The following is an 11,215-nucleotide window of genomic DNA, read 5'->3' on the forward strand; positions in this document are numbered from 1 at the left end:
TGACGTTAGCCGCGGCACGATCGCGAACGTACTGAGCGAACAATGACATCGAGCCAGCGCCCGAACGAGCGCAGAGAAGGGCGGCTCGTAACGTCATTGTCAGCCCTGCTCAGCCCTGATCAGCCGATCCAGGCGCCGTCGCACGGCGGCGGTGGCGACATCGCCGGCCAGGAATTTCGGTTTGGCGTCCCAGAAGCTTTCGCCATTGAGCATCTGTTGCTGGCCTTCCAGCATCCATTGATCCTCGTTGGTGAAGATCGCCTGCGTCGTTGCCCCGAGCTGTTCGGTGAGCATGCTGTTGTCGAGCTGAAAGTCGCGCGCGAGGGCCCAGAAGTAATGCGTGGTGGTTTCGGTTTCGGGCGTCAGCAGATGCGTGGCGCGGATCTCCATGCCTTCGCTGCGCGGCGCGCCCACTGCAGTGACTCCGACCTTCAATGAAATCCGGCAGGGTGCTTGCCAGCGACCGTCGGCCCAATGATCCACATGCTCTTCGCAATTGCCGCGCAGCTGACCGAACAAAGCTGATGGCGCGCCGTCGGGTGCAAAACGTTCGGCGAAGATGACGCCGTCTTCCTCCCGCAGCACCGTCTTGGCAAGCGTCAGCGCCTCGCTGCCCAGCGTGCTGTCGTGGAGGAAGTTGACGTGGGCCGCATCCATCAAGTTGTCGAGAGCCAGGCCGAAGTTGCAGGCCAGATGGAGATAGCCTTTGCAGACCGCGTAGCGATCGGGCTGCCCGAGATAGTCATATTCCTGTCCCGCCTCGGCAGGGTTGGCCAGATCGGGATTGCCCATCCAGATCCATATGAGCTGATGGTGCTCCACGAGGGGAAAAGTGCGCGTGCCGATCTGCGGCGGCGGGCCGTCGCTGTTCGGATTTTTCACGCAGCGACCGTCCGGCCCGAACTCGAGCCCGTGATAGCGGCAACGCACGCGTTCGCCTTCGACCAGGCTTCCATAGTGCAACGGTGCGAAACGATGCGGGCAGCGCGCGGTCATCGCGACGGGCGATCCGTCCGCGCGCCGGTAGAACAGGATGTCCTGGTTGAGCAGCTTCCTGTGCATGAGGCTGCCGGTGCCCAGTTCATCGGTCCAAGCCGCCACGTACCAGGCATTTTGCAGAAAGGGCATTCTCGATCTCCCCGATGCTTTAAAAACGATACCCGATTTCCACGCCGTAATTCGCGCCCCGGTTGCGCTGGTAGCCGTCCAACCCGGTCGGGTGAGCGGTCTGTTCGGCCGATTGATAGTCCGTCGGCAGCTTCTCGTCGAGCACATTCCTGCCCCAGAGCGCCGCGAACAGCCCGCCTGGATAGCGCTCGAAGGTGAGCCGTGCATTGAGCATGTTCAACGGGTCGCGCTGGAATTGATTCAGGATGTCCCAATACATTTCGCCCTGGCGCAGATAGTCCACGCGCAACGCGCCGCGCCAGCCCGAACTGAATGTCCAGTCGTGCGTGAAGCCTAGATTGAAAGTGTAGTCCGGAACCTTGGGCATGTTGTTGCCACTGGCCGCCGGATCGGGAGTGTAGTGGCCGATCTTGGTATCCATGACACCCACGGCACTCTCGATGCGGAAATTGTCCGTGACGCGCCACGTCGAGGCGATCTCGAACCCCTTGGAAGTCACCTCGTCGATGTTGGTGACTTCATTGGTGATGGTGGCCGAGTTCAGGAACAGGAATTGCGCATCCTGCAGTTTGGTCGAGAACGCGGCGATCTCGAGGCCGACCCGGTTGTCGAACAGACTCGCCTTCAATCCCACCTCGGACGTTTCCGCGACCTCCGGCCCGAAATATCGATTGCTCGCCGCGATCGTGTTGAAGCCGCCCGCGCGGAAGCCGCGTCCCCAGGAACCATAGACCGAGGCGTTGGGCGAGACGCGATAGCGAGCCGTGACTTTCGGTTGCAACTCGTCCGCCTCTTCGTCGGTCGCGAATTCGCCCAGCGCGGGTGCGATGAAATCCGAGACCTGCCGGTACTCATCGCGGTCGTAGCGCAGGGCCAGCGCCAACTCCAGCTCGGGCAGGATGTCATACGCAAGCTGGCCGAATACGGCGTAGTTTTCGGTGGTGTTGTAGTCGATCACATGCTGCGCCAGATTGTCCGCGACCATGTTTGCATCCAGGTCGAGGAATCCCTGGGTGTTCACGTCGAAGTCCAGCTCGAGGTGGTAGGCCCCCACGATCCAGCGCAGCCGGCTGTCGCCGCGCGAGGTGAAGCGAATCTCCTGCGAGAAGCCGCTCGTGTCGTAGCTTTGATAGACATTCACGAGATCGAACTGCAGGAAGTCGAAGTCGGAATGCAGCACCTCGAAAACATCGACGTGCGCCAGTGTGAACGCGAGCGTGCCCACATCGTTCGCCCAAGTGGTGCGGAAGGACGCTTCATTGAGCTCGCGAGGATTGGAGCCGACGAAGTTGGCCAAGGGGTCGAAGCTCGTGTCGTTCGGGTCCGTACCCACGGGGATTGGATTGAGCGCGTAAGCCGGATCCGGCCCGTCCGTGTCCGAATAGCGATAGTTGAGATCGATCTCCCAAGCCGAAGAGGGCGTGAACAGCAGTCGAGCGCGCGCTGATGTGTCTTCGTAGTGATCCATCGCCAGGCCGGTTGTCGCGTTCTTGATGTCGCCGCCTTCCCGATCCGTGCGCGAGATCGAAGCGGAGAAGGCCAGGCGTTCTGCTATCAGCGGACCGCTGATGGAGCCGCGGGCCGTGACTTCCTCGCCACTGGCATAGCCTGCGCGAACCTCGCCTTCGAGCTCATCGCCCGGCCGCCGCGTCACCATGTTGATGGCGCCGCCGATGGCGTTGCGGCCGTAGATCGCTCCCTGCGGGCCCTTGAGGACTTCGATCTGCTGCAGATCCAGCCCTTCGACATTGAGCTGATAACTGCTCATCTGCAGCACGCCATCGACGACGATCGCCGCCGGCGGTGGTCGGTACTGGACCTGGGTCATGCCCCGGATGCTCAGAAAGTTGTTGCCCAGGTTGAGCGCATTGTCGAAGTAAACATTGGGCACCAGTTGCGCGTAGTCGGCGATGCTTTCGATGCCCGCTTCCTCGATCGTTTCAGCTGTAAGCACCGAGACCGCGATGGGCACGTCGCGCACGTCCTCGGCGCGCTGGCGAGCGGTGACGACGACTTCTTCGACGATTCTGGCATCGCTGTCGGCGGAAGCGGCGTTGTGCGAGACGAGCGCCGCGACCGATGCGAGCAACGCCGGACTCGCGCGGTTGATTGCATTGTGAATCACCGTAATTCCCCCCATGGCCGTTGTTCGACCTATAGTTCTGCCCGCGAATCGAGCGAGCCGGATGGCGGCGGGCAGAGACACCCTAACACAGTTAGGTGGCGTTGTCCTAGAGGGTAAGCGCATCGCGCGTTAGCCGCTCCGGTGCCCCGCCGACATTGCGGCGGGCCGACAGCGGCTGCTATAGTCCGGCCATATTTCCTTCCACTACAGGTACATGCGTTCGCGTCCGCGCCGACGGCCAGCTTGCGTTCATCCATGCCAGCTCCCTCTAACGGTGCAAGAATCAAGCGCGGCGCGGCCAGGCAAGGCAACGTGATCCCGAAGAGTTCGACCAAGAAGAGTTCAAGATCCGCACGCAAACCCGCGCCCGCTCGGGCCGGCGCCAGCGGCCGCGACTACGGCAACGTACAGGCCATCGCGCAACGCATCCGCTCGATTCGCAAGCGCAAGCACATTTCGCTGGATGCGCTCGCCGCCAAGGTGAGCCTCGACAAAGGCTATCTGTCGCGCATCGAACGCGGTGAGAAGGCGCCGTCGGTCGCGACCTTGCTCAACATCGCGGCGGCGCTCGATCTGCAAGTAGCACAACTGTTCGGTGAAACGACTACAGCCGATGCCATCACCGTGGTGCGCGCGAAAGAGCACGTACAAATGCAAGCCAATCGCGAGGATGCAGCTGCCTCCTACGAAGCGATCTTGCCGGCTAGCGCCAACCGGCGCATGAGCCTGTTCATGATCGATCCTTCGCACCTGGCGCCGATGGAGAAAGTGGGGCATCCGGGCGATGAGCTGATCTATGTGATCTCCGGGACGATCGATGTAGTGTTCGCGGATCGGACGGTGACTCTCGCTGCGGGTGACACCGTGCATTTCCCCGGGGATGTGCGCCACCAGATTCGGCGTGTGGGAACGCAGTCGGCCAGAGCGCTGGTCATCGTCGCCAACGATCTGGCCGATGCGCGCAAGTTGAACGGCGAGCGGAAGTAACGCGATGGCGCTGGACAGAAAACAAATTCTCGCCGCCGCCTTCGAGCTGTTGGACGCCGAAGGTCTGGAAGGATTGACCATGCGTCGCCTGGCGCAATCCATGGATATTCAGGCCCCGTCGCTCTATTGGCATTTCAACAGCCGTCGCGCATTGCTCGAGAGCATGGCCGACGCCATGCTCGACGAAGTGGCGCGCCGCTCGTCTGGCGAAGAGGATTGGCGCGAGGTGGTACTGCGTATCGGACGCGAGACACGCGCCGCGTTTCTCGCGCATCGTGATGGAGCGAAGTTGTTCGCCGGTACCTATCCGATTTCGGAGAACGTCTTTCGTGCGGGGGATGCCATGATGACGCCGCTCAGGAACGCCGGACTGTCGCCCACGATGGCGGGCTGGGCGACGTTCACGTTGATCTACTTCGTGATCGGTTTCGTCATCGAAGAGCAGTCGGTCGAACCCTTCGAGGGCAAGGTTGCGCCGGACGTGAACCTGTCGGCCGTGAGGCAGTCCGCTCAAGCCTTCGCGGAGCAAGCAAGCCATCCCACCCTCGCCGAGGCTCTGCCCAACATCCTGGATGAGGATTTCGACCGGCGCTTCGAGTTCGGCCTGGACCTGATCGTGCGCGGCATGCAATCTCATCTGCAGGAAGCAAGCCAGAGCGGCGCTAGTGCAGGCGGTCCGCGACGATCTCGCCGTCGCGAAAAATCATCTTGAGGTGCGTTTCAGGCTTGGTGAGGATGCTGATATCGGCGAGCGGATCGCCATCCACAAGTAACAAGTCCGCATGAGCACCGACCGCCACGCGGCCGATCTCGCCGCTCAGCTGCATGAGCTCGGCATTGATGGAAGTGGCGGAACGTAGCGTTTCGAGCGCTCCCGAAACTTCCGCGCGGAACACCAGTTCGTGCGCCTCCCGTCCATGCAGGTCGCCCAGCAGATCCGTGCCGAAGCCGAGGCGCACACCCGCGGCTGCGCAGTTCTCGATGGCTTCAGCGCCCGAGCGCTCGAGCTTCATGCACTTGTCACGGGATGCGGGCGGAATCGGGACGACACCCTGTAACAGCCAATGCGGCGTTCCCAACGTAGGCACCACGAAGGTGCCGCGCTCGGCCAGGAAACTTGCGGTATCCGCGGTTATGCCAAGACCGTGTTCGATCGAACGAACCCCGAGTTGCGCGCACCTTCGTGCCGCGTTGTCGGTCAGCGAATGGGCCATCACATAACTGCGCCAGCGCGCAGCTTCCTCGATCGCCGCGATGATTTCTTGATCCGTGTATTGATCCATCCAGATCGGGTCCATGGGCGAGAGAACGCCGCCCGACACCATGATCTTCACCTGGTGAGCGCCGGTTCGTAGCAAGTTACGAACCGCGACGCGGACGTCGTCGGGCCCGTCGACAACCACCGTGAGCGAACCTTCGTAGGTTTCGCAGCCACATGCAAGCACTTGCGGGCGGAAGTCGCCATGCCCACCGCTTTGCGAGAGGGCTTTGCCCGCAACGAAGAGTCGCGGACCGCGAATGAGGCGCTCCTGTAGCGCGCGCACCAAGCCCATATCTGCGCCGCCCGCATCGCGCAGCGTAGTGAATCCTCGCGCCAGCATGTCTTCGAGATAACGGCGCGCATATTGCGCAAGATGCGAAGGCATGAGGCGATCGATGGCCGCAATGTCCACGGCTGGTGAGTTGCAGTGGAAATGCGCATCGATGAGGCCCGGCATCAAGGTCATGCCGCGACCGTCGATGACTCGTTCGTGCGGTTGAATGGCTTCGCTCGCGCCGATCCTGGCAATGCGGCCGTGTTCGATCCACACCGCGTTCGCGTCGCTGCCGAGCCTGTCGACGCCGTCGAAGATTCTCACATTGGCAATGACGAATAGCTGCATGCTGCCTGACTCCGCTCTTGCATCCCGCAATCTAACAGTGATAGGTTAGGTTGCATAGAGGGCCACGGTGGAGGGGGAGCCGCATGTTTCTTCGTCAGTATTGGTACGTCGCCGCGTTGTCGCGGGACATCGGCCGCAAGCCGGTGACGCGCAGGATTCTGGGCGAGGACCTGGTCTTCTACCGCATGACCGCGGGCGATGTGGTCGCGCTGCGCGACCGGTGCCCGCATCGACTCGCGCCGCTATCTCTGGGTGAGGTGGTGGGAGACGAGCTGCAATGCCGCTATCACGGCATGCGCTTCGGCAAGGACGGCAAATGCACCGCCGTGCCTGGCGAAAACTTCATCGCCCCCGTCTTGTGCGTGGATACCTTCCCTGTCGCGGAGCGCCATGGGCTGGTCTGGATCTGGATGGGCGAGGCGGCCAAGGCGGATCCGGCTCAGATTCCGGAATGGCCTTGGATGGAAAAAAGCGACTTCGTGCATCTCCACATGGACGCCAGGGTTTTCAACGCGCCCCTGTTCGCCATCGTCGACAATCTGCTCGACCTCACTCACATCCACTTCACACATCGTCTGCTGGGCGCCGACAATCTCGTTCACGATTCGGAGCCGATGAAAGTCTGGCGCGAAGGACCTAGCGTGCACTTTTCGCGCAAGCTCAAACGCGTGGTCAAGCCCGGTGTGTACGCCGAGACGCGGGGATCCTTCCACCTGCCATCCGTTTGCTACACGCGTTCCATGTTGCGCGAGGAAGAAAGCGGCGAACTGCTGCCTGCGCCGATGACACATGTGATGCACGCATTGACGCCCGCGACGGCGGAGAGCACGAACTACCTCATTATTCGCAGCTGGAATGCGCTGACCAAGCCCCAGGATATCGCCCAGCTGACGGAGCAGAGCCACGTCACGATCGAAGAAGACCGAGAAATCGTGGAAGCGCAGCAACGCGTGCGCAACGCGAGCCCCGGCGTAAGCGATCGTCTCATTCGCGCCGACGCCGCTGCTGTCGATGCCCGCCGCATGTATGCGGAGGCCCTGCGTACCGAAGAGGCGGCGGTGGCCGCCTGAGCCAACATCGGGAGAATCTCATGTCCTCGCAACAACGGCATCCGGTCCAGATCGTGCGAGATCTGTTCGATTGGTATAACGAGACCATCGCGGCAGGTCGCGCCGCGGTCACGCGCGAAGATGTGCAGCGATATTTCACGGACGATGCGGTGATGATCACCAATGAAAAGGTCAAGTGCAGTGGCATCGATGCGCACTTTCATCATTTCCAGGATATCGCGCGCAAGATGAGCGCGATGGCGATCCGTCCATTCGACATCCTGGTCGAAGAAGGCAACCGCGCCGCAGGTTACTATCGCATCGACTTCAAGGACAAGGAAGGCAAGTCGGGCACGGTGCTCGACATGGCTTTCTGGGAGTTTCGGGACGGTAAGATCGCACGCATGGTGGAGCTGGTGGACTTCGTCGGTCCCCGCGTCGAGATCGAGAACTATTGAGAGAGCGTGGACACGATGGTCGACTACTTTCAGGAGAGCAGGGCAGCGATTGACGCGCGCGTCGATGCCGATATGCGGCAGAGCGCGGCAGCGCTGGACGTTAAGGATTCGCGCGAGCGCGTCGCTCTCGCTTGTCGCCTGCTCGCGGACGAGGGCCATGCGCGAAGCCTCGCAGGTCAGGTGACGGTGCGCGTCGGCGATGGCACGTTCTGGACCAATGATTTCAGCTCGGGTCTCGCCGGCGTCAGCGCGGACACGATCCTGCGCATTGACGATCGCATGCAAGTGGTCGAAGGCGAGGGCAAACCCAATCCCGCGATTCGCTTTCATCTCTGGATCTATGATCGGCGGCCCGATCTCGCCAGCATCATTCACACGCATCCGCCCGCCGCCTCCGCGCTCAGCATGGTCGGCGAGGAACTGATCGTGGCGCACATGGACGCCACCATGTTTTACAACGACTGCGCCTTTCTGGCCGAGTGGCCGGGCGTGCCCATCTACAACGAAGAGGGCCGTATCATTTCCGAAGCGCTGGGCGACAAGCGTTCCATCCTGCTGGCCCATCACGGGCTGTTGACGACCGGGCGCTCCCTCGACGAGGCGCTGTACCTCGCGATCTATCTGGAGCGCGCTTGCGAGATGCAGCTTGCCGCGAGCGCCGTCGGTGCAATTCGTCCCATCGACCCTGCCCGCGCCGCCGAAGGCCATGCCTTCATGAGCAAGCCGGCCATGATCTCGACTTCGGTCAACTATTGGCTGCGTCAGGTCAGACGCCGTCACCCCGACGCGCTGGCTGTCCCTGCCGGCCGATAAGGCTGAGATTCGTCCCTGCGCAATGGCAATGTCACTTCAACTCTCCGTCGGCTGCGCGGAGAGGCAGAAGCCGGGCAGGTAGGCTGGAGTCTCAACCCAACGGCGGCAGTCCCTTCACGAACACAGCATCCACGAAACACCAGCTCCACAAGCATGGGAAGCTGGACACCCATTCAGTTTAGAAACGACGACGCTGGGAAGCTGGACACCCATTCGGGCGCTGGGAAGCTGGACACCCATTCAGTTTAGAAACGACGGAGGCTGGGACACGCCTGCCGAGGAGGGCATCGAGAGACATCCATGCGAGGGGGAGCATCGAGGGAGAGCATCGAGGGACACCCATCATCGACGGGCGGAAGCTGGGACACGCACGCAAGAGATCCTCCGGGTGCCTACCATACTCACCGAGAGCCTGCCCTGCGCATTTCTGGTGAAGTCGCCTGTTAACCGATACCGGAGACGCGAAGGGCGCTTGTCACCATGGACGCATGGGCTATGCTCGAAAATCGCTCGTTTGTCTCGAGGACACGCCGTACTACCATGTCGTCGCACGCTGTGTGCGCCGTGCCTGGTTATGGGGCTACGACGCGTACGCGGGCAAGGACTACTCACATCGAAAAGCGTGGGTTCTGCACCGTTTGCGCTGCCTCGCCGGCAGCTTCGCCATCGATCTGTGCGCTTACGCCATTATGAGTAATCACTATCACCTGGTGCTGCGAGTGGATCGGCAGCAGGTGGCACGTTGGAGTCATGCCGAGGTCGTGACGAGATGGACTCGACTCTTCGGCGTGCCCCCCTTGATCGAGCGCTGGCAAGATGCCGGTGTCAGCGCCGGCGAACGGAGAAAGGCAGAGCAGCTGATCGAGGAATGGCGTCAGCGATTGGCCGATATCAGCTGGTACATGCGCTGTTTGAATGAACATCTGGCCCGGCGAGCCAATGCTGAAGATGAGTGCACCGGCCGATTCTGGGAAGGGAGATTCAAATCGCAGGCGCTGCTCGATGAGACAGGCTTGTTGACGGCCATGGCCTATGTGGACCTCAATCCAGTACGCGCAGGCATTGCGATGACGCCCGAGGAGTCCGAGTTCACCTCGATCCACGCGCGCTTGCAGCAGTTCCAGGGTGAGCGGCCGGTGCCAGCACGGACGAAGAAGGGGAGTAGGGGTCGTGGAAATCATCCAGGGGTGCCGCCGCTCCTGGCTTTCAGAGATTCGAGCGATCCAAATCGCAGAGCCATCCCGATGAAGTTGTTGGACTACCTGCACCTGCTCGAATGGAGCGGACGACAGCATCGCGCTGGAAAGCGCGGGGTCGTGGCTGGGGACTTGCCACCAATTCTCACTCGACTAAGGATCGACCCGGACGAATGGTTAGGCATGATGCGGCCGGCCGGTAATCGCTTCGGGAGGGCCATAGGTCGACTGGAGCGACTGCAATCGCACGCCAGGCATCTGGGCCAGTCTTGGATTCGAGGGCTTCAGGCGGCGCGGAGACTGCGGCTGGCGTAGTCAACACCGCAGATCGGACACGGTTCGATCGAGGATTCTGGATATCAGCACTTCCGTATAAGGTACCGAACTATCTAAATCGGTATACCCATCGAGGAGGTACGGTTCGATGCAAACTGATGGATGTCCACGTTCCTAATGATCCACGTTCCTAATGTCTGCGTCAGACGCTGAAATCATGGGACAACATGCGACCGTCCTGGATTGCGAGGTGAATCAATGGCTAATGACAAACGATGCGTGGAATCTATGGCGCGGCCGGAACCGGAGCGCTTGGCAGCTGGCGAGTTTTCTTCGTGGCTTCATCTCACTCGCCGCGCGCTGCGCTTCAAGAACATCGATGTCAGGGTGCCTTGCCGAGAGTGCGTCGCTTGTTGTCGTTCGTCGATGTTCATCCACATCGGACCCGGGGAGACGAGGACGCTCGAGCGCATACCGAAAGCGCTGCTGTTTCCCGCGCCTGGATTCCCGAAAGGTCACGTACTAATGGGGTACAACGAGAAAGGGGAATGTCCGATGCTCATCCATGGAAAGTGCTCGATCTACGAGCATCGGCCCCAGACCTGTCGCGATTACGACTGCAGAGTGCTAGCCGCAACCGCCACTGAGCTCGATGAGACGTCGATGGCTGAGATCGCCGCGCGAGTGCAGCAATGGAAGTTCGACTTTCTCAGCGATCAGGCTCGCAGCGAGTACAGCGCGGTGCTCGCCGCCGCGGATTTTTTACGGAAGCACAGGAACACGTTGCCTCCCGGCACGTTGCCCCGCAACCCGACTCAGCTTGCGGTTCTCGCGATCAAAATATACGAGATATTCGCTGAACCGGAAGAAGGAACAGGCGGAGGTGCGGAGGGCCGGCGGCCGGACAGGGAGATCCTGCAAGCGATCTTGCAAGCAATTGAGAAGTCCGAATCTTGCGACCCGTAATAGCGCCGCGGATGCCGATACCCTGAAATCGGTGGCATTTCCAGTAAATGCGTGCCCGGGAGTGACCATCGCGTTCACGCGTCGTTGGATGGCGGCACTCCGATCTGCAGGGCCGCTGGTGCGACTCGCGGCGTGATCGACCTTGATGACTATCGGTTGCAATCCCACTGCCGCCGCCTATATCAGCTCCCCGCTGAAGCGGTCAAGGATTTCTTGGACACACGGTTGCGGGTAATTCGATTCTCTCAGGCCGCCAATCTGGTATTGGCGGCGTAGTACGCTCGACGCACGTGCGCCGGTGACTGATGCTGATGCCGTTCGATCATCCAGCGCT

At 61.3% G+C, this 11,215-nt stretch carries 10 protein-coding genes and 1 pseudogene; 8 read left to right on the forward strand and 3 right to left on the reverse strand.

Going from position 1 to position 11,215, the window contains the following annotated elements:
- Positions 1–99: 99 nt before the first annotated feature.
- Complete coding sequence (locus tag VGE08_RS07405) at positions 100–1,128, reverse strand: aromatic ring-hydroxylating dioxygenase subunit alpha (RefSeq protein ID WP_331067217.1); 1,029 nt, start codon at positions 1,126–1,128, stop codon at positions 100–102.
- A gap of 19 nt (positions 1,129–1,147) precedes the next feature.
- Positions 1,148–3,253, reverse strand: a complete 2,106-nt coding sequence (locus VGE08_RS07410; protein ID WP_331067218.1) for a TonB-dependent receptor — start codon at positions 3,251–3,253, stop codon at positions 1,148–1,150.
- A 255-nt stretch (positions 3,254–3,508) separates the two neighbouring features.
- Here VGE08_RS07410 and VGE08_RS07415 point away from each other — a divergent pair, with 255 nt between their 5' ends.
- A complete protein-coding gene (locus VGE08_RS07415; RefSeq protein WP_331067219.1) occupies positions 3,509–4,240 on the forward strand; it encodes an XRE family transcriptional regulator in 732 nt (243 codons plus the stop codon).
- A gap of 4 nt (positions 4,241–4,244) precedes the next feature.
- On the forward strand, positions 4,245–4,952 hold the full coding sequence (locus VGE08_RS07420; protein ID WP_331067220.1) for a TetR/AcrR family transcriptional regulator C-terminal domain-containing protein: 708 nt from the start codon (positions 4,245–4,247) through the stop codon (positions 4,950–4,952).
- Here the strand turns inward: VGE08_RS07420 and VGE08_RS07425 are convergent.
- Entirely contained in the window at positions 4,903–6,123 is a 1,221-nt protein-coding gene (locus VGE08_RS07425; protein WP_331067221.1) for an amidohydrolase family protein, read from the reverse strand. The genes VGE08_RS07420 and VGE08_RS07425 overlap by 50 nt on opposite strands.
- Before the next feature lie 83 nt (positions 6,124–6,206).
- On the opposite strand from VGE08_RS07425, the gene VGE08_RS07430 reads away from it, so the two are divergent.
- The 6 genes and pseudogenes from VGE08_RS07430 (at position 6,207) to VGE08_RS07450 (ending at position 10,881) form a co-directional block, all read left to right on the forward strand.
- The gene (locus VGE08_RS07430) at positions 6,207–7,193 is read left to right on the forward strand and encodes an aromatic ring-hydroxylating dioxygenase subunit alpha (RefSeq protein WP_331067222.1); all 987 of its coding nucleotides are present in this window, start codon (positions 6,207–6,209) and stop codon (positions 7,191–7,193) included.
- Positions 7,194–7,213: 20 nt separating this feature from the next.
- Positions 7,214–7,630, forward strand: coding sequence for a nuclear transport factor 2 family protein (locus VGE08_RS07435; protein WP_331067223.1), 417 nt, complete (start codon positions 7,214–7,216; stop codon positions 7,628–7,630).
- Positions 7,631–7,645: 15 nt separating this feature from the next.
- Entirely contained in the window at positions 7,646–8,443 is a 798-nt protein-coding gene (locus tag VGE08_RS07440) for an aldolase (protein ID WP_331067224.1), read from the forward strand.
- Positions 8,444–8,931: 488 nt separating this feature from the next.
- Positions 8,932–9,954: a hypothetical protein gene (locus VGE08_RS07445; RefSeq protein WP_331067225.1), complete on the forward strand. Its 1,023-nt coding sequence runs from the start codon at positions 8,932–8,934 to the stop codon at positions 9,952–9,954.
- A gap of 249 nt (positions 9,955–10,203) precedes the next feature.
- Positions 10,204–10,521 (forward strand): annotated as a pseudogene (locus tag VGE08_RS26525) (YkgJ family cysteine cluster protein); the annotation flags it as partial.
- Between the two features lie 57 nt (positions 10,522–10,578).
- A complete protein-coding gene (locus VGE08_RS07450) occupies positions 10,579–10,881 on the forward strand; it encodes a hypothetical protein (protein ID WP_331067226.1) in 303 nt (100 codons plus the stop codon).
- The last annotated feature ends 334 nt before the right edge of the window (positions 10,882–11,215 follow it).

It is taken from the genome of Steroidobacter sp. (assembly GCF_036406195.1).
Taxonomy (GTDB): Bacteria; Pseudomonadota; Gammaproteobacteria; order Steroidobacterales; family Steroidobacteraceae; genus Steroidobacter.

Excerpts from the sequence above, each read along its gene's own strand:
- VGE08_RS07405 (WP_331067217.1), bottom strand. The coding sequence starts at position 1,128 with ATGCCCTTTCTGCAAAATGCCTGGTACGTGGCGGCTTGGACCGATGAA.
- VGE08_RS07415 (WP_331067219.1), top strand. The coding sequence starts at position 3,509 with ATGCCAGCTCCCTCTAACGGTGCAAGAATCAAGCGCGGCGCGGCCAGG.
- VGE08_RS07420 (WP_331067220.1), top strand. The coding sequence starts at position 4,245 with ATGGCGCTGGACAGAAAACAAATTCTCGCCGCCGCCTTCGAGCTGTTG.
- VGE08_RS07425 (WP_331067221.1), bottom strand. The coding sequence starts at position 6,123 with ATGCAGCTATTCGTCATTGCCAATGTGAGAATCTTCGACGGCGTCGAC.
- VGE08_RS07430 (WP_331067222.1), top strand. The coding sequence starts at position 6,207 with ATGTTTCTTCGTCAGTATTGGTACGTCGCCGCGTTGTCGCGGGACATC.
- VGE08_RS07435 (WP_331067223.1), top strand. The coding sequence starts at position 7,214 with ATGTCCTCGCAACAACGGCATCCGGTCCAGATCGTGCGAGATCTGTTC.
- VGE08_RS07440 (WP_331067224.1), top strand. The coding sequence starts at position 7,646 with ATGGTCGACTACTTTCAGGAGAGCAGGGCAGCGATTGACGCGCGCGTC.
- VGE08_RS07445 (WP_331067225.1), top strand. The coding sequence starts at position 8,932 with ATGGGCTATGCTCGAAAATCGCTCGTTTGTCTCGAGGACACGCCGTAC.
- VGE08_RS07450 (WP_331067226.1), top strand. The coding sequence starts at position 10,579 with ATGGCTGAGATCGCCGCGCGAGTGCAGCAATGGAAGTTCGACTTTCTC.